Annotated in this window: 24 protein-coding genes; 6 read left to right on the top strand and 18 right to left on the bottom strand. The window is 46.7% G+C overall.

Annotated features, from left to right (window positions below; translation table 11 throughout):
* Nucleotides 1–164: 164 nt before the first annotated feature.
* Nucleotides 165–1,031, top strand: a complete 867-nt coding sequence (locus tag NU09_RS04205; RefSeq protein WP_129750014.1) for a helix-turn-helix domain-containing protein — start codon at nucleotides 165–167, stop codon at nucleotides 1,029–1,031.
* A gap of 63 nt (nucleotides 1,032–1,094) precedes the next feature.
* On the opposite strand, the gene NU09_RS04200 is transcribed toward NU09_RS04205, so the two are convergent.
* From NU09_RS04200 to NU09_RS04175, 6 genes are all read right to left on the bottom strand, one after another.
* Nucleotides 1,095–4,637 carry a hypothetical protein gene (locus NU09_RS04200; protein ID WP_129750013.1) on the bottom strand — a complete coding sequence of 1,181 codons (3,543 nt, stop codon included), beginning with the start codon at nucleotides 4,635–4,637 and terminating at the stop codon, nucleotides 1,095–1,097.
* 21 nt (nucleotides 4,638–4,658) lie between these two features.
* Nucleotides 4,659–5,306, bottom strand: a complete 648-nt coding sequence (locus tag NU09_RS04195; protein ID WP_242501820.1) for a RidA family protein — start codon at nucleotides 5,304–5,306, stop codon at nucleotides 4,659–4,661.
* Nucleotides 5,307–5,434: 128 nt separating this feature from the next.
* Nucleotides 5,435–5,734 (bottom strand): tautomerase family protein, encoded by a 300-nt coding sequence (locus NU09_RS04190; RefSeq protein WP_129750012.1) that lies wholly within the window; start codon nucleotides 5,732–5,734, stop codon nucleotides 5,435–5,437.
* A gap of 215 nt (nucleotides 5,735–5,949) precedes the next feature.
* A complete protein-coding gene (locus NU09_RS04185) occupies nucleotides 5,950–6,954 on the bottom strand; it encodes a zinc-dependent alcohol dehydrogenase family protein (protein ID WP_129750011.1) in 1,005 nt (334 codons plus the stop codon).
* A 47-nt stretch (nucleotides 6,955–7,001) separates the two neighbouring features.
* The gene (locus tag NU09_RS04180) at nucleotides 7,002–7,445 is read right to left on the bottom strand and encodes a nuclear transport factor 2 family protein (protein ID WP_129750010.1); all 444 of its coding nucleotides are present in this window, start codon (nucleotides 7,443–7,445) and stop codon (nucleotides 7,002–7,004) included.
* Nucleotides 7,446–7,456: 11 nt separating this feature from the next.
* On the bottom strand, nucleotides 7,457–8,272 hold the full coding sequence (locus tag NU09_RS04175; RefSeq protein ID WP_242501829.1) for an SDR family NAD(P)-dependent oxidoreductase: 816 nt from the start codon (nucleotides 8,270–8,272) through the stop codon (nucleotides 7,457–7,459).
* Here NU09_RS04175 and NU09_RS17175 point away from each other — a divergent pair.
* A complete protein-coding gene (locus NU09_RS17175; RefSeq protein WP_242501832.1) occupies nucleotides 8,247–8,402 on the top strand; it encodes a hypothetical protein in 156 nt (51 codons plus the stop codon). The two genes, NU09_RS04175 and NU09_RS17175, sit on opposite strands and share 26 nt — an antisense overlap.
* A 12-nt stretch (nucleotides 8,403–8,414) precedes the next feature.
* Here the strand turns inward: NU09_RS17175 and NU09_RS04170 are convergent, their stop codons facing one another.
* Nucleotides 8,415–9,359 carry an NADP-dependent oxidoreductase gene (locus tag NU09_RS04170; protein WP_129750008.1) on the bottom strand — a complete coding sequence of 315 codons (945 nt, stop codon included), beginning with the start codon at nucleotides 9,357–9,359 and terminating at the stop codon, nucleotides 8,415–8,417.
* A gap of 2 nt (nucleotides 9,360–9,361) precedes the next feature.
* Entirely contained in the window at nucleotides 9,362–10,444 is a 1,083-nt protein-coding gene (locus tag NU09_RS04165; protein ID WP_129750007.1) for a Gfo/Idh/MocA family protein, read from the bottom strand.
* A gap of 96 nt (nucleotides 10,445–10,540) precedes the next feature.
* On the opposite strand from NU09_RS04165, the gene NU09_RS04160 reads away from it, so the two are divergent.
* Entirely contained in the window at nucleotides 10,541–10,912 is a 372-nt protein-coding gene (locus tag NU09_RS04160; RefSeq protein ID WP_129750006.1) for a winged helix-turn-helix transcriptional regulator, read from the top strand.
* A 129-nt stretch (nucleotides 10,913–11,041) separates the two neighbouring features.
* Here NU09_RS04160 and NU09_RS04155 read toward each other — a convergent pair whose 3' ends face one another.
* The 5 genes from NU09_RS04155 to NU09_RS04135 all read right to left on the bottom strand — a co-directional run bounded on the left by NU09_RS04155 (nucleotide 11,042) and on the right by NU09_RS04135 (nucleotide 15,305).
* Nucleotides 11,042–12,007: an MBL fold metallo-hydrolase gene (locus tag NU09_RS04155; protein ID WP_129750005.1), complete on the bottom strand. Its 966-nt coding sequence runs from the start codon at nucleotides 12,005–12,007 to the stop codon at nucleotides 11,042–11,044.
* Nucleotides 12,008–12,025: 18 nt separating this feature from the next.
* Nucleotides 12,026–13,006 carry an alpha/beta hydrolase gene (locus NU09_RS04150; protein WP_207209753.1) on the bottom strand — a complete coding sequence of 327 codons (981 nt, stop codon included), beginning with the start codon at nucleotides 13,004–13,006 and terminating at the stop codon, nucleotides 12,026–12,028.
* Nucleotides 13,007–13,257: 251 nt separating this feature from the next.
* The gene (locus NU09_RS04145) at nucleotides 13,258–13,794 is read right to left on the bottom strand and encodes a carboxymuconolactone decarboxylase family protein (protein WP_129750004.1); all 537 of its coding nucleotides are present in this window, start codon (nucleotides 13,792–13,794) and stop codon (nucleotides 13,258–13,260) included.
* 12 nt (nucleotides 13,795–13,806) lie between these two features.
* Entirely contained in the window at nucleotides 13,807–14,382 is a 576-nt protein-coding gene (locus tag NU09_RS04140) for a DUF417 family protein (RefSeq protein ID WP_129750003.1), read from the bottom strand.
* A gap of 65 nt (nucleotides 14,383–14,447) precedes the next feature.
* The gene (locus NU09_RS04135; protein WP_129750002.1) at nucleotides 14,448–15,305 is read right to left on the bottom strand and encodes a helix-turn-helix domain-containing protein; all 858 of its coding nucleotides are present in this window, start codon (nucleotides 15,303–15,305) and stop codon (nucleotides 14,448–14,450) included.
* Nucleotides 15,306–15,535: 230 nt separating this feature from the next.
* On the opposite strand from NU09_RS04135, the gene NU09_RS04130 reads away from it, so the two are divergent.
* The gene (locus tag NU09_RS04130; RefSeq protein WP_242501819.1) at nucleotides 15,536–16,591 is read left to right on the top strand and encodes a type I glyceraldehyde-3-phosphate dehydrogenase; all 1,056 of its coding nucleotides are present in this window, start codon (nucleotides 15,536–15,538) and stop codon (nucleotides 16,589–16,591) included.
* Nucleotides 16,592–16,666: 75 nt separating this feature from the next.
* Here the strand turns inward: NU09_RS04130 and NU09_RS04125 are convergent, their stop codons facing one another.
* The 4 genes from NU09_RS04125 to NU09_RS04110 all read right to left on the bottom strand — a co-directional run bounded on the left by NU09_RS04125 (nucleotide 16,667) and on the right by NU09_RS04110 (nucleotide 19,831).
* Nucleotides 16,667–17,776, bottom strand: coding sequence for an alpha/beta hydrolase (locus tag NU09_RS04125; protein ID WP_207209752.1), 1,110 nt, complete (start codon nucleotides 17,774–17,776; stop codon nucleotides 16,667–16,669).
* A 50-nt stretch (nucleotides 17,777–17,826) separates the two neighbouring features.
* Complete coding sequence (locus tag NU09_RS17230; protein WP_129750001.1) at nucleotides 17,827–18,258, bottom strand: OsmC family protein; 432 nt, start codon at nucleotides 18,256–18,258, stop codon at nucleotides 17,827–17,829.
* Between the two features lie 5 nt (nucleotides 18,259–18,263).
* Nucleotides 18,264–18,872, bottom strand: coding sequence for an HPP family protein (locus tag NU09_RS04115; RefSeq protein WP_129750000.1), 609 nt, complete (start codon nucleotides 18,870–18,872; stop codon nucleotides 18,264–18,266).
* A 599-nt stretch (nucleotides 18,873–19,471) separates the two neighbouring features.
* The gene (locus NU09_RS04110; protein ID WP_129749999.1) at nucleotides 19,472–19,831 is read right to left on the bottom strand and encodes a winged helix-turn-helix transcriptional regulator; all 360 of its coding nucleotides are present in this window, start codon (nucleotides 19,829–19,831) and stop codon (nucleotides 19,472–19,474) included.
* A 116-nt stretch (nucleotides 19,832–19,947) separates the two neighbouring features.
* Here NU09_RS04110 and NU09_RS04105 point away from each other — a divergent pair, with 116 nt between their 5' ends.
* Together NU09_RS04105 and NU09_RS04100 are read left to right on the top strand one after the other, a co-directional pair.
* Nucleotides 19,948–20,553, top strand: a complete 606-nt coding sequence (locus tag NU09_RS04105; RefSeq protein WP_129749998.1) for an FMN-dependent NADH-azoreductase — start codon at nucleotides 19,948–19,950, stop codon at nucleotides 20,551–20,553.
* A 60-nt stretch (nucleotides 20,554–20,613) separates the two neighbouring features.
* Nucleotides 20,614–21,663, top strand: a complete 1,050-nt coding sequence (locus NU09_RS04100) for an LLM class flavin-dependent oxidoreductase (protein WP_129749997.1) — start codon at nucleotides 20,614–20,616, stop codon at nucleotides 21,661–21,663.
* 107 nt (nucleotides 21,664–21,770) lie between these two features.
* On the opposite strand, the gene acnA is transcribed toward NU09_RS04100, so the two are convergent.
* On the bottom strand, nucleotides 21,771–24,548 hold the full coding sequence (acnA, locus tag NU09_RS04095) for an aconitate hydratase AcnA (RefSeq protein WP_129749996.1): 2,778 nt from the start codon (nucleotides 24,546–24,548) through the stop codon (nucleotides 21,771–21,773).
* Nucleotides 24,549–24,639: the final 91 nt, after the last annotated feature.

The raw sequence follows: 24,639 nt of genomic DNA, 5'->3' as shown, positions 1-24,639 counted from the left end.
GGTGCGAAGGTAAAAACCACGTTGTCTCGTGGTAAAACCACGAGACAACGTGAACAGATGCTCCGTTAATTTAAGTTAAAAAACTGAATAACAGAACATTACACGAAAGGCGTGAACATTGAAAGGGATAAGGTGACCTTTTGATTAACCAAAATTACCGTATCATGATGAACGAAAACTATAAGGACTGCCTCCAATTTGAAGTGCAGGCAGTAGCGGAAGGCGGCAGGATGTGCCTGCACAAACAGATGACTTTTGCCCTGGTATACATCATTGAGGGACGGGGTTCACATCAGCTGGAACAGGCTTCCCTGAGCTTTGAGCCGGGCGACCTCTTTATGGTAACACCCGGTGAAGAGGTACATTACCTCAGGGCGGCAACACCTACCCGGTTTTTGAAGATAAGGTTTACCTGTCTCTTTGTAAGCCGCGGTAAATCCCCTGAGAGCGCCATGCCGGAGCTGGTCCATATTCTGTACTATGCCAACCAGAACCCGTGTTATATTACGCACTTAAGGGAAAATGGCATCCTGGGGCGCCAACTCGCCGAGTATGTACTGAAGGAGGTGGAATTACCAAAGGCTGCAAACAGGGATTATACCGAACAGTTGGTCTACCTGATACTCCTGTTACTGCAAAAGGAGATTAAAAGCCTGCTTCCCGGCGACATTGCCCTGGGCGCAGAGCAAAGGGCGGTTAATATGCTTCATTACATCCACCTGAATATATTTGATCCAAAAAAGCTTACCATACGGGAAATGAGCAAAAAGTTCTTTATTTCCCCTGCGTACCTGGGAAAATACTTCAAGAGCAATACCAACAAGAACCTGCATGAGTATATATTGTTTTACAAGCTCAGGCTCATTGAGAGCCGGCTTAAAGACAGTGATATGCGCATCAGCGAGATAGCTGATGAATTCGGCTTTTCTGATAAGAGTTACCTCAATAAACTTTTTGTTAAGTACAAGGGGATTTCGCCTCTTCAGTACAGAAACAATGCTAAGGCCCTTCAGGTGGTTGCCAGGGCATAATTCAGAAAAAAGCATGTATCCCGTTACCTTTACCGGTGGCGGGATTTTTAACTTTCCCTCCCCTTAGAAAGCCAGCTGCAGGGCTATATTGATCCTGTTGCCGTCTGCGGAATTGAAATAGGCTAAATTGGCTGTAGTAAAGCCGGCCAGGGTAAAGAAAAGACCTCCTCCCTGGGAGGTATGCCATTTTGAGGAATCCTCACCCTCAAGCCAGACCCTCCCATAATCAAAGCCGCCATACAGCCCGAAGGTCATTGGCAGGATGCCGTTGCGCAGCCTCCCCAGACCCAGCCTGAGGTCGGAATTGTGATAAAAGCTGCCCTTTCCGCTGAAGCGCTGTTGCCTCAGTCCGCGCAGCCCGTCCCCGTCGCCTATGGTGGCCGCCTGGAAAAATTCGAACTGATTATTAAGCAGGAGTTTCCCCTGCAGCTTGGTTGCATATATCAGGGTTCCCTGCGGGTCAATCTTGGTGGTGAGCCTGATTTCGGGAATCAGGCAGGCAAAACCCCTGTTTTCTGCAAAGTTGGCCGTATAAAACGCGCTCAGCCCGAAAGCTATGCCTTTACCGGGCAAAGCCTGCTCGTCGAAATTCTCATACATATAGCCCGCCTGCACACTGTAGAATTCCTGTCCACGGAAAACCATCGGGCTTATCGGGGCAGTAGCGATATAAGTTCCTTCTGTCTTTTCAATATCGCTTCGGCTGTAACCCAGCCCGAAGGTAAATGTACCGCCGTAATAGCCCCGGTAGATCAGTGAGGGGGCTACATAAGCCAGGCGCTGGTTCACCCTGTTATAGGCGACATCAAACTCACCGTAGTCCGGTGTCCGGTTGCCATATCCGAAGAAATTGCAGGTATAGTCCGGGGTGGTAAAACCTGCTTTTATCCCGAGATTTGCCTTGCCTAGGACCTGGGCGAATTCACCCTGGTAATCCATGGCGACACCTGAGGTAGCGGTAAAGTACCTGCCTTTGACAATATGCCTGGCTGTGTAGGGGTTTCGCCTTAAGGCATTCACGGTATAGCTGTAGCCCACACCCACACCGAGACCGCCATCAGGATTGTACCCCAGTATCGGCAGTATGGCACTAACATTCCTGTGGGCATTCTTATAATTGTAGGTATTGAGTTCATAACTGTCGCTCAGGGTAGTGCGTACCGGAGACTCGAAATCGCTGTGCTCCGAGGCATAATCAAAAACCCTGACGTGTCCGGGGCTGCGGGCACGGTACAGGTCAGTATCCCGCCCGCCGATTATTGTGATAGGTATTGCACCGGCTGCATCCCCGTTTACCTCGAAGGTATCGTTCCCATCCAGCCCATAAATCCTGATTTCACGGGTCACCCCTTTATGGAGTTCGGTGTCCCATAATATATTGCCGGCTTCTTCCCCTTGCATGCGGTAAGCCAGAATATGCGTGCTGCCATCGGCGTTTCGCGTGACGATGAAATGGTCCGGACCATTGGTCCCTGTCACCAGGGGTCTGGATTTTATATAGCGGTAAAGCGCCACGGCATGATCTTCTATAGCCGCCAGACGTGCGGCGAGCGCTTCCATTATCTTGTTCTGCCGCTCCCTATCCACCCCCTGCGGCATACGTTCGAAAGACTCCTTCAGGAGGTCCCCGGTAAGCTGCTCTTTTATGAACCGGGCCTGCCGGATCCAGTCCTGCTCGGTATCATAGCGTAGGACCACACGGTCCACATCATCACCAGCGTCATTGAACCATCTCAGATGCCTGTATTTTGGACCATAAGGCTGCATGAAGCCCAGCGGCGGATGTAAGGCCGTTATCACCCTGATCATCATACCGTCGAAATCAGCGAAGGCCTGGTCCCTGTCCCTGGGTATGGGGCTGAAATGCAGGGAACCGTCAGGCAGCTTTTGCTCCCTCCAGCGCCACTGGTCATGATGACGGTCAAAGTCACCGATAACATTATCAAAGAGCCGCGCCCTAATGTAAAGCGACTCGTCAATAACCACCTTATGTTGGCCCGCGAGTATACCGATAAGGTCCATCGTACTCCTGTCTTTAAGCTGGCGGGTTGCCTCTCCCGCCTGTTCCCCGGCGGTGCGCGGTTCTAAGAAATACATCGCATCGCCAAAATCCGAATTAAAGGATCCGAGGGCTTTTTGTCTGGGCAGAAAATAAAGGCGGGGTTCTGCCTGTGGCAGGCCAATGGCCTTGCTGAGCCCGGCAGCTGTAAGGGGCGCAAAGGGATTGGCTGTGGTCCAGTAATCTTCCAGGAGCTCCACAAAATAGGTGTCCGAAGCATCAGCGGTGAGATAGTCCCTGCTAAAGATAAAATACTGCATGAACCGCAGGGCATCTTTCTTTACCCCACGCAGGTTGTAGCCCTTACCGCCTTGATCCGCAAGACGCAGGGAGTTGGTCTGGTGACCACCGCCATGGCGTACTGGCCGCAGTCCCCCATACAGGGTATCCAGAAGTGCGGTCTGCAGTTTAACAGGCGTAATGTAATCCCTGCGGTAGTGGTTGCCCCAAAGGGTTCTGTATACACCCGAACGCCTGAGTTCTTCAGGGCTGTAGACCGAGCGGTAGACATATGCCGGGGTATCATATTCCCCATAACCGGCGGTATCCTCTTTTTTTTGGGGTTGTAGTACCGGGGCTGAAAATACGGGGACTGAAAAGTTGTTCGATGCATCAAAAAAGCTCACATCAGCAGCTTTGTCGCTGTATATGGTAATGCGTGCAAACCCCCTATCTCCGGACACGAATCCCGTATCCGGGGCGTGGCGGGGCTTATCACCCTGCCGGGCTGAGCCGCTGATCACAACAGGGATCCCACGGGCATGTATAAACTGAAGGTTCTGCTCGTGTCCGGCAACAAAAAGAATATCACGGAACCTTTGTGCCATGGTAAGGAGCCTGTCGCTGAACTCCTTGTAATGCTTGTTGGCAATATCGCGCCTGTCAATGCCGAAAGAATAGGAGCTGCCATACCTGCCGCCGGAAGCAACGGGATGGCACATGGCAATGAGCACTATCCTGCCCTCACTCTTATTGATCTCATGCTCGAGTTCAGCATAGAAATCTTCTTTTGTCTTAAGATCGCAGTCGCGGTTCAGCCCGGGCAGATCATCCCAGTCCATCAGGGCCCATTGGGAATCGATAAGGAGAAGGTCGCAGTGCTGATTTATTTCGATTTTCTTCAATGCGCAGCCATCTGTGGGAAAGAAGGACTTATGTGAGAGCCTGGAATTGATGTACTCCTGCTGTGCTTTTATCCCGCTTACCCCTTTCTTCCAGTCATCATATCCGGGAACAAAGACAATCTTCCCCTTAAAGTCTCTTACCGCGGAAAGCTGCTGATCAAGACGGTGTGTCCCGGGGAAAGCGGTTTTGGATTCGGCATTGTTGCCCAGAAACAGTACCGAGGTATTCTCATCCTGCCCCTCAAGGGACCGGCCAAGGGCCTCAAGTACCGTGGAATCACCTTCCCTGCCGCCATTACCGGTCAGATAAAACGTATGGGATACCGTACTGCCCTGCCCCCGGGCCTCTGACCCTGGCGCAAACAACAATAGCAGCAAGGTAATTGCTGCGTTTAAGGTTTTATATTTATAGTGGGGTATCATTTTCTGTAATTGATAGTAGTACTAAGGCTCCAGCTCGACGATCAGTTCAACTTCCACTGCCCAGTTAAGGGGCAGGGAGGCAACGCCTACTGCTGTTCGGGCATGCCTGCCGGATTCCCCTAAAATCTCGATAAGCAGTTCTGAGCATCCATCGATTACCTTTGACTGTCCGTAAAAGTCAGGACCTGAATTCACATAGCCGCTAACCTTTACGATACGGCGGATCTTTTCCAGGCTTCCAAGCTCCTTTTGCAGGATCTTAAGCTGCCAAATGGCACAATACCGTGCAGCTTCCCTGGCCCGCTCCGGGCTAAGGTCACCCCCCGCCTTACCGGTTATGTACGTCCCATCGGGCAACAAAGGCCCTTTTCCTGAAAGATAAATAAGGTTGCCCTGTCTTACAAGATTAAGGTAAATGTTGCTGTTGGCTACAGCGGGAAGCTCTATGCCGAGTTGCTTCAGCTTCATATCGGGATGCTCCTGGGCAACCACTTTGAACATCAGAAGTAGTAGAAATAATGCTATAGGAAAGATACGTTGCATAGGATTTACTTTATCAGATTCTTGGTAGTTCTTTGAAAGAAAACTAAAAATACCCGGGAAGCATCCGGCCGAAAAAACAGAAGCAAAAAGTGAATAGGCAGAAAGAATAGCTGTCAGAATGATCAAGAGTGTCCAAAACCAGGAAAATCCTGCCGCCTTCTGCTCTGTTGTTATTAGTGTGACCGGCCGGCTGCCACCGGGAAGGGTTAGTATAAAAAAAAATATGGGGGCGTTTGTATTGCGGTACTAACCGGCTATTTCTTTAAGGGCATTGCTTTGGCAAATTCTGCCCTTGAGGTAGGTTTCCCATCGATCATCTCATAGATGTCTTTCGAGTTGGAAAGGGTTTGCATCAGCGACTTAGGACCCTCAAATGGTCGGCCTCCTATGTGCCAGCCGTCAGTATGCAGTTCCTCGATAAGTACCCACACTACCTCCCTGAAAGCTTCTGAGCCTTCAAATTTTACCATAACATCAGTAATGGCTGCTGCGAGCTCATGTTTCTGATCGGGTGTAAAAACACCATCTACTAGCTTAATGTTTACAAAAGGCATAACTAAATTGTTTAAGAGTTATTAAATCAATCCCTGAATGGCTGTGGGTGCAGTCCACTCCGGTTTCTTGCTTGTAATGTAAAATTAAGCCGCCGCGTTTGAAATAGCGAGGTAGTTTTGGGGTATAAAAAGGTATTTTTCCTCTATACCGAAAAAGGAAATAAAGCAAAAAGCAGGCCCTCGCCTGCTTTTTTTTTGTAGATGCACGGAGCACCTTATTCGATCTCGATGACAACCTTGCCTTTTATATTGCCATTGCTCATCTCCTTCCATGTCTGCTCCACATCCTTGAGTGAGAACGAGCCCGGGTGGGTAGTTCCCCTTAGCTGGCCGGACTCAATGAGCGCAGCGGCCCTGGTAAGGATCTCTCCATGGTGTTTCCTGCCTTTTCCCGTTATCAGGGGCAAAAGGGTAAACACACCGGAATAGGTCGCTCCCCTGAAGGATAGTGGCGCCAGGCTGTGTGTTCCCCAGCCCAGTATGCTCACCACATGGCCGGTGTAGTGTTTTACTGCTGTAAAGGAATTATCAAGATTTTGCCCCCCAACAGTATCAAAGATAATATCAAACCCTTCTCCAGCAGTATATTTCTCAACATAATCCTGCACACTTTCAGTGGTATAATCTATAGGCGTGGCTCCATAACTCTCTATAGCTTTCCTGCTTGCCGGCTCACCGGTGGCATAGACTGTAGCTCCGAAAGATTTAGCAATCTGTACCGCTATATGACCTACGCCTCCAGCCCCTCCGTGCACAAGCACAGTTTTACTGCTGTCCACATTTGCCCTGTCTACAAGGCCTTCCCAGGCAGTGATTATGGCAAGGGGAAGCGAAGCGGCTTCCTTAAAGCCGATGTTGGCGGGTTTATGCGCCAACAGGTCTGCGTCCACAGCTGCGAACTGGGCCAGGGAGCCCTGTACCCCTGCGATACCACCTGTCATTCCATAGACCTCATCGCCCACTTTATAACCCGTTACATTTTTGCCGACTGCGGTAACCACCCCTGCCATGTCGATCCCAAGAATCGCCGGCAGTGTTGTCCTTGCATGTGCTGCATTACCTGATTTGATCTTCAGGTCTAAAGGGTTTATACCGCTTGCTTTTATGGCAACCAGTACCTGCCCGTCAAGGGGCAGTGGAAGCGCTACTTCTTTCATTACGAACTCATTATTGAATTCTTCCAGAACCAGTGCCTTCATTGTATCTTTTACAGTATCCATAAGTTTTGTTTTAAATTAGTACTATAAAGGTCGTGTATTTTGCTTGATTATTCCTGCTCCATTCGTACCCTGGTAAGCCCAAGTTTTGCGATCAGCCAATGCTCTCCCTCTCGTACAAAAGAGATGTGGTAATGCCCATAGCCATGGAAGTAGGATGCGTCCCTTGTATCATTCTTTGCGAAATACAGGCGATCCTCCATAGCCCAGATCATCTCTGCCGTATCGGAGTTGATCTCCATTATTTCCTGGTTGTGGAGATGGTGTACCGTAACGGTATCTTTAAGATGTTCTATACAGACCCTGATAAATTCTGAAGGATTTTCAAAAAATGCGATGCGCTCACCTTCTGTATTCTCAAACTCAAAAGTAGCGTGGTCCGCCATCAGGGTTCTCCACTTGTCCCATTGCTGAAGGTCCAGCAGCCTGCAATAGGCAGACATTACGGACTGGATCTTTGCCAGGGTATCGGTATGACCGTTTATAATGCTCATTGTTGTTTTGTTTATTTAATATATTGTGCTGTCAATTCGTGAGAAAGCTCCCAAAGCCTGTCGGCATTGTTCCGGTCTTTGGCATAAGCGGCCACACCCTCATAATTGGCGGGCCTTACGGTAACGGTTGGCGCCTCATTACAGTTCTCAAAGTAGTGTCCGCCGTGTCCCTCCAGTAAGGGGGAAGCCGCCAGAAGTAAGGAGGTGGCAGCACCCTGGGCAGGTGTCTTGTGCAGCTCGGGAGCCGAGCGAAGCTTACCTCCGACATGTTTCTGTAAGTTAGTCTGTATGGCGCCCGGATTCAGGGCGTTGACAGTAATCCCATCCTTGATCCACCGCTGCGAGGCAGCAACTGCAAAAAGGATGCAGGCGCTCTTGGACTGGCCATATGCATCCCACGGATTGTATACCCTAAAGTTGTAATTCAAGTCATCAAATATTACCGGGGACAAGAGGTGCCCGCTTGAGCTTACGACCACTACTCTTGCGTTGCCTGCCGCTTTGAGATACGGATGCAGGCCCTGCGCTAGGGCAAAATGCCCAAGGTAGTTGGTCATAAATTGCATCTCGATGCCTTGCTCGGTACGCTCCACTTCCGGAAGTGCCATAACTCCCGCATTGTTAATGAGGATGTCAAGCTTTCCACTCCATTGCGATACAAAGGCGTTTATCGAGTCAAAACTGGCAAGGTCCAATGCGGCTACCTTGATATTGCGGCTGCCCGTGGTACCCATAATCTCATTGGCCACGGTATTTCCGGTCTCCACATTCCTTACTGCCATGGTAACCTGAGCACCTGCCATGGCAAGTACCCTTACGGTTTCTATACCGATGCCTGAAGAGCTTCCGGTAACTATTATGCTCTTTCCTGTGAGATCTATTCCTTGGAGTACCTCCTCAGAGCTTGATGAAAATCCAAATCCTGTTCTTATCAATTCCATATTCTTTTTCTTGTAATAGCGGTTATAATCAGCATACCTCAACGGCTATTTTGCCTCGGGTCTGTCCGCTCTCAATTTCTTTGTGGGCCTCGGGTATCTGTTCGAATTCATAGATCCTCGATATGTGAGGGAATATAAACCCGTCCTCAAGGAGTTTTGCTACGAACTTCATATCTTCTCCCGAGGACTGGATGGCATTGTAGAAGGCCCTCACACCCAAAGCTTCAGCCTTTTTGCTTTCCTCACCGGTCACGCCGGACCATAGGCTTATCAGGGTGCCTCCTGGCTTTACAATATTCAGGGTCCGTAAAACATGGCCCTCAGTACGTACAGCATCGATGGCCAGGTCGACCGGCTCGACCACCTCCTCAAATTTTTGGGTCTGGTAGTCGATGAATTCGTCCGCGCCACGGCTCATCACGAATTTCCTTTTGGATTCGGATGCAAGGGCAATGACATGCGCACCATAAAATTTGGCTATCTGTATAGCGAAATGCCCCACGCCTCCTCCTGCTGCGCTTATAAACACACGACTTCCCTTATGGATCCCGACTTTTCGCATCGGCTGTAAAGCGGTGAGCACCGCAAGAGTACTTACCGCTGCCTCAATGTGCGTGATATTTTTGGGCTTAAGGGCAAGATGCGAAGCGGGAGCCGCAACGTATTCTGCGTAGGCCTTGCCATGCCCGGGATGCCTGACCACCCCGAAAACTTCATCGCCAACCACAAATTCTTTCACGTTGACACCGGTCTGCACCACTTCCCCGGAAAGGTCCCAGCCCAAGATCATCGGCTCCTCACCGTTGAATATCCACTTGACACTGGGATTCTCGCGGACAATAGCGTCCGCAGGGTTAATGCTGATTGCCTTAACTTTTACCAGGACATCGTCAGGCCCTGCAGCCGGCATGGGTATATTGGAAAGGGAGAAATTTTCTATTCCTCCCTGCTCCTTTAAGATCATCGCTCTCATAATTATATGTAAGATTCTCGTCTGCCTGTCATTGCAGACTTCTCTATGGCACTGATCATCCTGTGGCGCACAACAGCGTCATCAAATGTTGGGGCATCACCGGACTGTATCAGTGTGTAATTCTGTCCTACACTTGCAGGTATGTAGTCAAGCTCCTGATCAGCCACAAGATTGTAGGCCTTAGGAACCTCAACGACTTCCATTGCTCCGTTCTCTCCAGTACTCATCTTTATAACAGGTTCGAATACTGCGAGGCTGCCCCCGTCAGCACTAATCTGTATGTCTCCTTTTGTGCCGTTGATCTCCCAAAAGAAATTGGTACCGGATAACATTCCGCCCCTGAAGTGAACGGTTGCTACCGCACCGCTCTCCAGTATGCCGCTTACGGCTACCTGGTCGGCGATCTTCATCGGAATCTTTTGGCCGTTCTCCACTATGGTGGTAGTTTTCCTTCGCGTGGCTGTGGTAGCATTTAGCTCAGAGAACTCTCCAAGGACAAAGCACATGGCGTCGACGGCATTGCCAAAGGTCACGTTGATCATTCCTGCACCGCTCTCGGGATCTACCGTATAATCATTGGCAAGGGGTGTATATTCCCCGTAAATGATTCCCGAACCGATCATACTTGTCGATAATACGTCTCCAATATGTCCCTGACTTATATAATCCTTTATAAAGCGGATGGCCGGCACCGATCTTGACTGAAGCCCAATATAGCCTTTTACATTATTTTGCCTGGCCAGTGCTGCAAGCTCTTCGGTCTCCCTTAAATTTTTGCCAAGAGGCCACTCGCTGAAAACGGTTTTGCCGGCAGCTATTACCTCGCGGACTATATTATAGTGCATGGGAACCCTTACAGCAACCAGAACCATGTCTACATCATTACTCTCTGAGAGTTCAAGAGTGGAACCGTACACGTGTCTTACAGGGTAAGTTTCCTTTAGGAGCTGCGCGTTGCCGCTGTTTCTGCTCGATAAGGCTGTAATTTCATATCCCGGTAATGCGCTAAGCGCAGGTATATGTGCCATAGAAGCCCAGCCCCTTTCAGGGTTTGCCCCTACGATTCCTACTTTTATCTTATTCATTTTTGATTACTTTTTAAATATTAATTAACTGTGCAAATTTATTGTCATTTTAGTATAACTTTGTAACCAGTATAATCGATGATACTAAACTACACTATGGCACGATGCATCAAAGATCAGCAATTAGAGGCCTCCAGGGCATTGATGGACACCATCTATGTTATAGGTGGCAAATGGAAATTACCCATCCTCTACTCTATTTGTAATGGGAATACGCGTTTTAAAGATATTGAACAAAGCATCCCGGGCATTACAAACAGAATGTTATCCAGAAATTTGAAAGAACTGGAAGAAAACCAACTCATCATTAGGAAATTTGGTAATGATTCTTCAGTTTACGAATATCATTTTACCGAATACTCAAAAGAGTATGGTGACCTTATTTACCAGATGATAAAATGGGGAAAGGCGCACAAAAAGAGAATCATAGAATCCATAAAACAGCCTTCTGCGCTTCAGCACAACTAAGAGGTAAACATCAGTGCAGCGGGAGCGTAAGCTACGATCCCACAGCACCTCAGTCCAATTAACCAAAACATTACGGAATCGGTAGCGCCATTAGGCGGATACTACCTCATTGTTTCATTTATTTTGCATTTACGCGCTCCTGTACACCAGACGGGTAAAGAAATCCGGACCGATGATAAAGGTGCCATATACTGCATCATATTTCGCTGTCGGCTTTGCAGCCACGACCTCATTAACTGACTTGCCCTGCATTTTAAGGGTACGAACCCTATCATAAATGTCCGATAGCATGTCCCTGTATTCTGTGAGTTGCTTCCTGTTTCCTACCGGTCCGTGACCTGGAATAATGATAGTGTCCTTAGAGCTGTTCTGCAGACTGATGTTCGCCGCATCAATCATGCCTTTAATGTTGCCTCCGGTATTATGGTCAATGAAGGGATAATGCCCGTTCCACCATATATCGGCGACATGCAACACGTCTGCTTTAGGGAAGTATACCGAAATATCGCTGTCGGTATGAGCTGGCTGATAGTAGCTCATCTTTATCTCTTCGCCATTGAAAGAGAGTTTTTCTTTTTTCTTAAATGTCTTCTCCGGAAGGGCACCGGCCGGTGCGGGAGGAAATGTATAATCCCAGTCATCGACACGTGTGGTCTTTGACATGTTCTTAAGCGTATTCTCGTGCGCCACTATCACAGCACCAGCCTCATGCAGCCATTCATTTCCATCAACATGGTCAAAATGCCAATGCGTATTGACAAGGTATTTCAGAGGATTCTTCCCAATACCGTTCAGTGCAGCAGAAACATTGGGTTTGGAAACCCCTATTCCCCCATCCACCATCAATTTACCATCGGGGCCATAGGACACCAGGATATTGCCTCCTGATCCCTCCAGCATGGACAAATTTCCCCTGAGTTTGGTTACATTGATCTTAGCTGTGGCTGCTGCATTTTTTATTATCGTAACGGGGCTTTCCTGGATGGGTACATGCGTTTTCTCATCAAACATCAGTCGTGGCGCAACCAAAAGCCCGGCGGCAAGAATGCCGGTGGATTCTATAAACTTCCTGCGGTTCATGTCAAAATTGCTCATAATATTAAAGTTTACCGGTTATTTCAAATGATTCTTTAAGGCAATCGATATCTGCGCAATCAGCGCTTTGGTCTCCGTGATGCCGGCAAGGCCGTTGAGCAGTCCCCAATCGTGGATTACACCATTATAGCGTACCGTACAGATCTCTCCCCCTGCCTCTGCCAGTTTTCTTCCGAAGGCTTCCCCGCCATCACGCAGTACATCATTTTCCGCCACCTGTATAAGGGCCGGCGGGAACCCCTTAAGCTGCTCGACAGTAGCCTCAAGCGGGGATGCATATATTTCCTTACGCTCCTTGGGATCTTTGGTATAAGTATCATACATCCACTTCATCAGAGGGGTAGTCAGAAAACGGTCTTCACCAAATAGCTGATAGGACTCATGTTCAAAATTGGCATCCACAATGGGCCACATCATCACCGCCAGTTTAATGACGGGACCGGAATTGGCCATGGATTTCAGACAAGTAACGGCCGTCATATTGCCCCCGACACTGTTGCCGACTATCGCCAGCGTTTTGCCGTCAACATTAATTTCATGTCCGTTGGCGGCAACCCATTTTGTCGCCGCATAGATCTCTTCGGTAGCCTGTGGATAAGGTGCCTCTGGTGAAGGTGTATAATTGACAAAAACTGCCGCAAATCCCGAGGCTACAACAATATCCCTGACAAGGCGCCTGTGGGTCGGGTAATCACCAAGCACCCATCCGCCCCCGTGGATAAACATAAAGGCTGGCAGGGTAGCTTTTACACCTTCAGGCCTTACGATCGTCAGTTTTATGTGATGCCCTTCAGTAGTGATAGTTTTTTCCGATTCTTCAATACCAGAGAGATTGACCGGTGTTGCATTCTGCAGGTCAACCAGTACTTTCCTTGCCTGTTCAATGGAAAGGGTCTCAACCCCTGGTCCCCCCGTATTGATACTTTTCAGAAAAGCTCTTACCCCGGGTACCAGATGTCCGTCTTCGAGAAAATTCGGCGCTTTTTTTATCTGTGTCATAATAGTTAGTTTTAGATTATGGATTAGACTAAAAATCTTCACAAGCCAGCTCCGCTAAGCTGAATGATTTTAACTATTTCAAAATTAGGTCAAACCGGGCCCAGGGCTGCTGTAGTTTTACAGCATAAAAAAGTACTTTTTTGCTATTTTTTGCAGGCAGGCAAACGGCCTTTGAGCATTGGGTGAAAATCTACCTCCATTAAAAACAGTGGAAGTCTTGCAGTGGTTTGTGTTGCATTACCAGGGTATGATTATAGCTTGGGTGCGGCAGGAAAATCAACAGGTATGCGGGTTACCGAATACGCATAATTGGTAAACGTCCTCGCGGTTATCAGGCCAATCAGCTCAATAAGGGCAGCCTCATCATATCCATGAGAGAAAAAGTCCTCTTTCAGATTCTCAGGTGCATTCCCTTTATTGGCCGCGATGGACTGTGCCAGCTGCAATACCGATGCGAGCTTGCCATCCTCGGCCCTGCCCTGCCTAAAGTGTAGTATCTCTTCCTGGGCCACGCCCTTCATTCCCGCCAGCATCGTATGGGCGGCAAGACAATAATCACATTCATTGACCTGGGAAACCACCAGGTTAATGGCCTCTTTTTCTACCGGGCTGAATGCGGTCCCGGCAAATGCCTGCTCGAAATCCAAAAGTCCCTTCAGCGCGCTTGCTGAATAACCGATGGTTGCATACAGGTTAGGTACTTTGCCTATCTTTTTCTGGATAGCATCGAATATCGCCTGTGACTGTTCACTCACCTGCTCTTTGGCAGGTACACTTATAGTTTTCATGATTCTAAATATTTAATTAATAACTGATTTATTCTGTTTAAGATAGTATTGGGCGGACTGGCTCATGGTAATTAGGGTTCCACCCAGTATTACCAGATCTTTTACTACCAGCCTGCCCCGTGCAGAAAGAAAGGGGAAGCCATAATCCGAATCCCCCAGGTTGCTGACCCAGCTCTCGGGCGTAGTCAGTAGGAATGATAGCGTTCCCAGAGTCATGAGGAAGACCAGCATGCTTCCGGCCATACTCAAAAGAGGGGCTTTCCTGTGTAGTGCTATCAAAATGCCGGCACCGATGAGAAAGACGCCCAGCCCTGCCGAAAAGCCATAGGTGTTGTTGTTGCGATGCCATTGTCTGTTTTCTGCCACATATTCGCCTTCCTTATTGATATGCTGGGCATATTCCTGGGGAGCGTTATAAAAAAATGACATAAAGGGGCTATTGGCAACAAACGGGGTAATCCCGTCGGCCTCATAATTGAAAAACTTCAGTCCACCGATCCACAGCAGTACTATAACTATAGCGTAACGCACAGTAGATTTGGCTGTATCTTCAAGTCCGGCGACTGCCTTGATAATTGAATGTTTCATGATGTAATTTGTTTAAAGCAAAGTTACACCGCCCGCTAAGGCAGAAACATGGATAAAAAGTGATATTACCTGTACAAATCAGCCACGATGGATATACCTGTCTTATCGCGAAAGGCCTGGGGAGAAACCAAGGTATGTTTTTTAAATACCCTGCTGAAATAAAACTCATCTTCAAAATGCAGGCTGTAGGCAATCTCCTTAATGCTTTTGCGGGTAAGGTGCAATTGCTTTTTAGCCTCCAGTATGAGCCTTTCGGTAATCAGCTGAGAAGGGGTCTTCCTGAAATATTTGGTCGAGCGCTTGGTTAGGTTGTTTGTAGTCATAGCAAGTAAACCAGCATAGTCTGAAGGTTTATGCAGGGTGAGGAAATTTTCTTCAAGCAGTCTTTTGAACTCCTCCATCTGACCATCTTTTACGATTGTCGGCGCCTCGGCGGCCTGTGAATTTAGCTTTATCTGGCTGCATTTTGCAAGGAAGAGCTGTACGATCGACTTGAGCACGATTTGCGAGGGGTTGGGCACAGTCAGCTCCTGTACTATCTGTTCCATCAGCCCGGCGAAAACCAAAGCGTCAGTTGGCGTCAGTATAATGGAGGGCTCAATATAGATATTATTAAAAAGCAGGCCATTACACGCCACTTCTTCCCTGTGATATTCAATGCAGTAAAAATCACCATGGAACTGCAGCAATGAATAGGAAATCTCCGATAGCGGTTCCATCCTGATCATCTGCAAAGGCGTTGTAAATAGTATGACCGGTCCTGTAAAGGGAAGCACGTTGAAATCAGAATAAAAGACACCCTCTCCCTGCTGCACTATAAAAACCGAATATTCATTGAACTGGACCGGCACGGTAATGCCTTCGGATTCACCGAGCTTTACGGCAAGCAAAGTTTCTGAGGAAGGGGAAAGTAATCTTTTCATTATCTCTAATTTATACCGGGACGGCCTCAGTGCTTTTACAGTACTAATCCGCCGCCATTCGATTAATTTACAAAATATTATGCTATATTTGTCCTATGTCGGTTCAGGCATAGCCTGCCTGCTTATACTTCATAAGATCCGCTAATCTCCTTGAAAGAAGTACCGGAATAATGGATTCCGCTTTACTATATTGGGTATGCCCTCATGTGCGATCCGAAATAAGATTTGGCATGCAAAAATACCCAAAGCTACAATTGATTTACTTTTTTGCTTTATTTAAATTTTTAAATATAAGAAACATGAAAAAAAGAATAGGTATAAATGGTTTTGGCCGTATCGGACGCGCCGCCCTGAAAATCATCTTAGACACTCCCGATCTGGAGGTGGTAGGTATCAACGACCTTATGAACATTGAAAATGTGGCTTTCCTTTTAAAGTACGACAGCGTGTATGGACGCTTTGAGAGGAAAGTAGAGTTTAAAGACAATACACTGCTGGTAGATGGCAAATCCATTCTTTACTCCTCTGAAAAGGATCCTGCCTCCTTACCCTGGAAGGACCTTGAGGTAGATGTCGCTATCGAAAGCACCGGGCTGTTCACCAATATGGCTGACGCCCAAAAACATCTTCAGGCTGGTGCCAAATTTGTAGTAATCTCCGGCCCGACAAAAGACACCCCGACCATAGTCCACGGTGTAAATACAGAAGAAGGTAAAGTTTCGGTATTTTCCTGTGCCAGCTGCACCACTAACAATATTGGTCCCATTATTGAAATCCTGGGGCGCAGGATAGGGATCAAAAAGGCCATTCTAAACACTACGCACGCCTACACCGCATCACAGACATTAGTAGACGCCCCCTCTAAGAAAGAGCCTCGAATGGGACGGGCCGCTGCCGTGAATTCCGCACCCGCGGCAACAGGCGCGGCAATTGCGGTAACAAAAGCACTGCCGCAGTACACAGGCAAATTCGATGGTATCGCCGTACGGGTTCCCGTACCGGTTGGTTCTATATCCGATATTACTTTCGTTACCGAACGTTCCACTACAGTAGAGGAAATCAACGCTATACTGACCGAAGAAGCATCCTCTGAACGTTATCGCAGAGTTGTAGATGTGACCGATGAGCCACTTGTATCTTCGGACATCATAAAAAGCACATTCGCCGCTACCGTGGACCTTGAAATGACCCGCGTGGTGGATGGCGACCTTGTAAAAGTTATGGCGTGGTACGACAATGAATGGGGATTCACCAATCAGATGATCAGGCAGATTCAGGAACTATAAATATTTCGATACGATAAAAAAGATGGCCCAAAAGGCCATCTTTATTTTCATCCCGAAGGTTCCTTTCCCGTACCGTTATTCTTTTCCCAGGAACTGTTTAAGCTGTCCGGCAGATTGCTCAAAAGCGGCTTTAGTAGCCGGGAGCGTGGCAAGGGCGTTCAATAATCCGAAATCATGGATCATCCCATTATAACGGGTTGTAGTCACCTGCACTCCTGCCTCGTTGAGCTTTCGTCCGAAAGCCTCACCCTCATCCCTTAGCACGTCATTTTCGGCCACTATGATAAGTGTAGGCGGCAATCCGCTGAGCTGCTCGGTAGTAGCCTGGAGCGGCGAAGCATGAATGTCATTCCTTTTCGAAGGATCCGGTATATAAAAATCATACATCCATTTCATCAACGGCGTACTCAAAAAGCGGTCCTTACCGAAACGCTGATAGGACTCCGTTTCAAAGTTTGCATCGACGATAGGCCACATCATTACCAATCCTTTAATTTTAGGGCCATTTTTTTCTTTGGCCATCAGGGCGGTTACGGCGGTCATATTACCACCAACGCTGTTTCCGACCACTGCCAGGTTTTTACCGTCTACATTGATTTCATCGCCATGCTCTGATACCCATTTAGTGGCCGCGTAAATCTCATTTATGGCTACGGGAAACTGCGCCTCCGGTGTTCTGGTATAGTTAACGAAAACCGAGGCATAACCCGTAAGGACGACAAGGTCCCTTACCATACGCTCATGTGTGGGGAAGTCGCCTAATATCCAGCCTCCACCGTGAATAAAAATAAACACAGGTAGTTTCCCTGTCACGCCTTTAGGGCGCACGATGTTGAGCTGGACCGTCAGGCCGTCCTGGGTTATGGTCTTTTCTGAGACTTCAATACCCGACAAATCGACTTTGACCGATGCCTGGGCATCCACCAGTACCTGCTTTGCAGCTATAGGTTCCATCTTTTCCAAAGGTGTACCTCCATTATTAAGTTTCCCTAAAAATGCTCTTACATCTTTATCCAGATGCGGGTCAGTAGCAAAGTCTACCGGTGTGATAGCCGCTTCCTCCGCGACTTCATTTGACATGTCCGAAACGGCTTCAGTACCTTTGTTGTTATTACAGGATCCTACCACCAAAGCCATCAGAATAAAGCCGGCCTTTGCAAAATGATGTATTGTACTTGTTTTCATAACTTATAAATATTTAATTGATTAATTAATAGATTAATTTTCTAAAGGTCTCACAACGCGGGGAGCTCTTCCTTTTTTGTTTCGTGAGGTGGATCAAACTCCCAGTCACCTTCTATAAGGCGAACTACAAAACATTTATCGGCATGCCGAAAGAGATCTTCTTTTTGCTTTTGTGTCAGCTCTCCCTGAATATGTATGCCTGTTTTAACATGGGTCGTGAAACCTCCGTCATCAGTGCGCACGGCATCCATTGTTAATTCCACCTCGACATCCCCGATAGGCCAACCACGTTTGTTAGCGATAAAGCGTACGGTTGCCGCCTTACACATTCCTATTGCACCAAGCAGCAGCTCCCTTGGGGAAAACCCAAGTCCAGTTCCGTTGGTCTCCAGGGGCTCATCCCCAAGGATACCATGGCTTCCGTTACTGATAATGGATTGAAAGCCTATCGGTAGATTCCTTACACTTATTGTTGTTGCCATGTCCTTTATTTTATGTTAGTTTTGTCTTTAACCCTCTTGCGGATATTCTTGTAAAATTTTGGTTTATCGTGTGCCGGATACTGCCTGTTATGGGGGATATTGTTAAAAAGATAAGCGGTGCCTAATAATATAAGAGTTCCGCTTAACACCGGTGAGATCACATACCAGTATCCCAGTTCTTTCAACTGTTGGGATCCTGTAACTGCAATAAGTGCGGTAGCGCCGCCAGGAGGATGCAGGGTCTTGGTCATCTGCATGGCGATAATTGACAATGCGACCGATAGCGGGGCAGCAATCCAAATCTCTACAGGCAGAAGCTTCTGCACCGTTACCCCAATAGTGGCAGCGACAAGGTGTCCCCCTATAAGATTCCTGGGTTGCGCCAAAGGGCTCTGTATAATTCCGTAAACAAGTACACATGAAGCGCCGAAGGACCCTATCAGGAAGATATAATCTTCCTCAGGAAACACCAGGTACTGCAGCCAGGATATAATCCCCATACCTGCAAATGCTCCCAAAAATGCCCAAAAATGCTCTCTTTTATCAATAAGGGTCTCCCTGTAGACAATATACCTGGCCTTCCTGTAACCTTTTTTCATTTTCTGTATCGGCATAACTATAGTTTATAGATTAAGACACTACAAAGCTATGCTCCAGTCCCATACCGTAGAATGGACAGAAAAGGAAAGTACATGGACATAAATGCCGCAAATAACTATGCCTTCAGCTGATTTTTATGTTTAAAAGGGTACTCGTTAATGCTTGCCTGTACAACATGTTTATAAGTTGTGGGCGCAACTCAAAAACGGCTCGATAGTATCGGGCATTAGCGAGGTTTTCGGGAATTTTAGCTGCCTTAAACCGTTTTGGCGAAAAAACAATTTATAGCATTTTATGATTTAATCGGCTGCAACAGTTGTTCGCTATCACTTACAATATGTATTGTGGAGGTTCCGCGGTACACTTGCTCCGAGCTGATTAATAATGTAATCGTTATATAAGGGTAACAACTACATGGTGTAAACGTTCAATATCTTAATCAAAGATATATTTTAATTTTAAAGGCTCAAAAATTAAACACTTAAAAATTAAGCACTTATCGGAAAAGTACAACTTTTTGACTGATTTTTACCGGAAAAACACCAGTGAACGGACCCTGCCCGTGGCCAGTTAGATCGTATGAGGGCTTATCGGGATTTACTAGGGATGACAATTACTTTCCGGTAATCTTTTTCCTGTGTAGTTTGCCCCAGGCACTTAGCGATACCATCACCTCATGTAAGGTATAGGCATGCTCGGTGGCAGCGTATTCAGCTATAGACGAGAATTCATCGATAGTATTTTTTACTACCAGCAAGTTTAGCTCAAGGCTCTTTAGCTCCTTGGATAACATCTTATCGCTAATCCCCTCCACATCCCTTGCTATTTCTTTGAAACGTTTTGGACCGTGGGATAAACTAACCAAAATAGGCAATTTCCAACCGCCACTAAGTACGTCCAAAGCATCCCTTATCGCTCTTGAGTTAGCGGGAGTACATAAATCATCTGCAATTTCTTCTGATAACTGTTCCATTGTATTGTATTCTATTTTACTAACCTGTGGGTTAGTGCTTACTGCTAGGTTAGCGCTAACTTTTGGTTAGTAAATGTACGTAACTTTGTCAAGTAAAACAAAAAATATACCTAGAAATGAATATTTTACATATCATAACAAGCGCAAAAAAAAGTGATTCCCAGAGCTTAGCCCTTGGCAATGCAATTGTTGATGAAATCCAGAACGCACATCCTGACGCGATTGTGACAACGCGCAACTTAAGTGATGAGCGATTCCCGCATATCGAGCAAATCCACCTGACTTCTTTCTTTACCCCTGTTGACCAAAGAACTCCTGAGCTCTATGAGGCTGCATCATATTCTGAAAAGGCTGTCGGTGAGCTTCTTGAAGCTGATATAATTGTTATTGATGCGCCAATGTATAATTTCGGTATCCCTTCTACCCTTAAGGCTTGGATCGATCATATCGTAAGGCAGGGCATTACTTTCACCTATGAAAAGGGTTATCCGGAAGGATTGCTGCTGAACAAAAAGGTGTATCTGGCAATTTCCTCAGGTGGCGTTTATTCTGAAGGACCGGCAAAGGAATTCGATTTTACAGAACCTTACCTAAGGACTGTCCTTGGCTTTATCGGTTTGAATGATGTTACCGCCTTTAGAGCTGAGGGGACCGCAATGCCCGATTTAAAGGAAATGGCACTAACTAATGCATTGCAAGCTGTAGCAAAGTTCAAATTTTAAAACAGTTACCAGGGCTATACCTGCCCAAATGCAGAGACTATCCATCAAATCACGATAAGGATGAAGAAAAAATTTGAATTTGGGTTCTATACTTTCGGAAACATTATTCCTGACCCTATAACCGGAAAGAAAACCAGCCAGCACCAGCGTATAAAAGAAATCATAGAGGCTGCAAAACTTGCTGATGATGCAGGATTTGACGTGATAGGGATAGGAGAGCACCATACCAGTGATTTTGTCTTATCGGCTCCTATCGTGCTATTGTCGGCGATTGCCCAGGCTACTAAAAACATTAAGTTAAGTACGGCTGTAGCAGTCCTCAGTACGCACGACCCTGTACGCCTTTATGAAGAATTCGCGACCCTTGACCTGATATCGGACGGCCGGGCCGAAATACTGGTAGGCAGGGGATCTTCAACTGAATCATTCCCTTTATTCGGCTATGACTTGCTGGACTATGACGAGCTCTTTAACGAAAACCTGAAGCTATTAAAGATTCTCAATAAAAATGAGGTCGTCAATTGGACGGGAAAGTTCAGGTCTCCCCTGATTGAGGCGGAAATAGCACCCCGCCCACTGGCTCAACTGCCTATTTGGGTCGGTGTGGGCGGAACACCTGCCAGTGCAGCCCGCGCAGGTGCTGAAGGGGCGCACCTAAATTTGGCAATACTGGGAGGGCCTCCGGAGCGTTTCACTCACCTGGTGGATATCTACAGGGAAGCGGCCCGGAATGCAGGACATAATGTAGAGGAACTTAAAATTGCTATTTCAAGCCACAGTTATGTGGCAGAAACTCCCATTCAGGCCCGTGAAGAGATTTATCCTACATTCTCCTATACTATGCAATACCTTGTCAAAAAACTGAGAAATCAGGTGTATAGTATTTCACGTAATGATTTTGAGGCAATGACAGGGCCCGGGACAGCCCTTACGATAGGTAGCCCGCAGGAAATGATTGATAAGATAATGCACCAGTACGAACTCTTCCATCACGACAGGTACATTCTCCAGCTGGATATGAACGGGCTTCCTTTCCCCCAGCTGGCCAGAGCAATCGAACTCGTTGCTGATAAGGTAGCACCGGTAGTGCGAAGAGAAATTAATGGCTAAAATTGCTGAATCCCTCGATGTGATTGTAATCGGGGGATTCAGCAATTTTCAAAGTATCTCCATGACACGGAATTTCATTATCCCGGCATAATAATCGCCAATTACCGTTAAGCCTTTTCTAAGAACTGCCTTAGGACATATTGTAAAATGCCTTCATTCCTGTAATATTCTATCTCAATTTTAGAGTCCAGCCTTGCTGTGACTTTAAAATGTATCGCAGCACCATCAGTTTTAATAGCCGTGATATCCAATTCCTTAAGCGGTCTGATATCATTGGCAATACCCGATATGCTAAACTGCTCCTCTCCTGTCAGCCCAAGGCTTTCAGCACTCTCGCCGGGCTTAAACTGTAAGGGCAAAACACCCATACCAACCAGGTTGCTGCGGTGTATCCTTTCATAGCTTTCTGCAAGCACTGCTTTCACTCCCAACAAAAAGGTACCTTTTGCTGCCCAGTCCCTCGATGATCCACTGCCATACTCTTTACCTGCGAGAATAATCAATGGCCTTTCGGTAGCTTTGTAACGCATTGCGGCATCGTAGATACTCATTTCTTCACCCGAAGGCATGTACCTGGTGTAGCCACCTTCTTTTTGGGCAAGTTTGTTTTTAATCCTTACGTTGGCAAAAGTACCCCTTACCATCACCTCATCATGCCCGCGACGCGAACCGTAAGAATTAAAATCATTTTTTCCAACTCCCCTGCCCACCAGGTATTTTCCTGCATCTGATGTATCCCTGAACGATCCTGCAGGCGATATATGATCGGTTGTAATACTGTCCCCTAAAACCAACAGGACATTGGCGTTCTTGATATCCTTAAGCGGCTGGGGATTATCCGGCAGGTCTTTGAAGAAAGGCGCTTCCTTGATATAGGTCGAAGTCTCGTCCCAAACATATATTTTTTCATCGGGCACTTTAAGGTTTTGCCAAATTTCATTACCTTCAAAAATGGTTCCGTAATTGTTGGCAAATTGCTCCGGTGAAAGCACAGAACGCAGTACCTCATGGATTTCATCATCGGAAGGCCATATGTCTTTAAGGTACACCGGCTGAAGGTTCGGATCATAGCTTATAGGTTCGCTGATCAGGTCGATGTCCACCTTTCCGGCAATGGCGTAAGCGACAACAAGCATAGGTGACATCAAAAAATTCATTTTTACCTGCGGATGTATCCTCGCCTCAAAATTACGGTTACCCGATAATACAGATGCCGCCACAAGTTCATGGTCATCTATTGCCTTTGCGATATGGGCGGGAAGCGGGCCTGAATTTCCAATGCAGGATGTGCAGCCATAGCCTACAATATGAAATTTCATTGATTCGAAATCATCCAGCAGATCAGCTTTTAGAAGGTAATCAGTAACCACTTTAGAGCCTGGTGCAAGGGATGTTTTTACCCACGGCCTAACGTTTAGCCCTCGTTCCCTGGCTTTTCTGGCAACCAGTCCCGCTCCTATCATTACATAAGGGTTAGACGTATTGGTGCAGGAAGTAATAGCAGCAATAACCACAGCACCGTCTGAGAGCATAAACTGTTCCTGCCCTACAGTCACTGACACTAATTTCATACCATCCTCTATCTTCTCCTCGATTTTTGTCTCCGGAGGCATTTGTGTTTCTGCGGTAATAGGCACCGCACTTCCGCCCTCTGCAAACCAACGTGTTAGCTGTTCCTGTGGTTTTATATATTTACGTCCAAAGCTTTTATGAAGTACGTCTATAAATGTTTCTTTAAAGTTTTTAAGCAGTATTTTGTCCTGCGGCCTTTTAGGCCCTGAAACGGTCGGTTCAATTGTAGAAAGGTCAAGTTCAATTATGTCGGTATAAGTGATAACTTCCTTTCCTGTGCGCCACAACAAATTAGATTTGCAATAGTCTTCGACGAGCTTTATCTGGTCTTCGGAGCGATTGGTAAGGCGCATGTATTCCAATGTCTTCTCGTCAATAGGAAAATAGGTCACAGTACAGCCAAACTCAGGTGACATATTCCCTATAGTGGCCCTGTCTGGTACGGAAAGGTTATCCAGTCCAGAACCGAAGACCTCCACAAATTTGCCAACTACGCCATATTTACGTAAAAGTTCTGCGATGGTTAACACCATATCGGTTGCCGTTGAGCCTACAGGTATTTTGCCTGTAAGCTTTAAGCCGATTACCTCAGGCATTATAAAATAAATTGGCTGCCCCAGAATTGCAGCTTCAGCTTCAATACCTCCAACTCCCCAAGCTATTACTCCAATACCGTTTACCATAGGAGTATGGCTGTCTGTTCCTACTAAAGTATCGGGAAAAATCTCTCCATTACGTTCTATAACACCTTTTGACAAATATTCAAGATTAACCTGATGGCAAATACCCATGCCAGGTGGTACAACACTGAAATTACTGAAAGATTGCTGCGCCCATTTTAAAAACTGGTAGCGTTCATTGTTGCGTTTATATTCTTCATCAATGTTGCGCGCATAAGAATATTCGGTCCCGAAATAATCGACCTGCACTGAATGGTCAATGACCAGGTCTACCGGAATCAATGGATTGATTTCATCAGGATTCTTACCTTTTCTGGCTATCTCCGCGCGTAAAGAAGCAATATCAACAACTGCAGGGACACCCGTGAAATCCTGCATCAAAACACGCGCAGGTTTAAAAGGTATATCTTTATCAGACGGCGCCGGTTTCCAGTTGAGTAATGTGTCTATATTCTCTCGGGTTATGGAAAAATCATCATAGTTACGTAAAGCATTCTCCAACAGTATCCTGATGGAAAAAGGCATCGCGTCAATATCATACCCCAGCTTCTGCATCTCGGGAAGAGAATAATAGGTGAACGTACCATTTTTGGTATTTAAAAGCTTTTTGATTTGGAAAATATCGTTATTCATGGTTTTGGAGATTTAGTGATCATCGGGATTGAAGTAGGTCAAATTTAGATCAGGATAACCGAAATAACCTGATTACTATAAAGTTAAACAT

The organism is Flavobacterium beibuense (genome assembly GCF_004151245.1).
Lineage (GTDB): Bacteria > Bacteroidota > Bacteroidia > Flavobacteriales > Flavobacteriaceae > Flavobacterium > Flavobacterium beibuense_A.
This window is presented reverse-complemented; position numbering and strand designations above follow the sequence as displayed.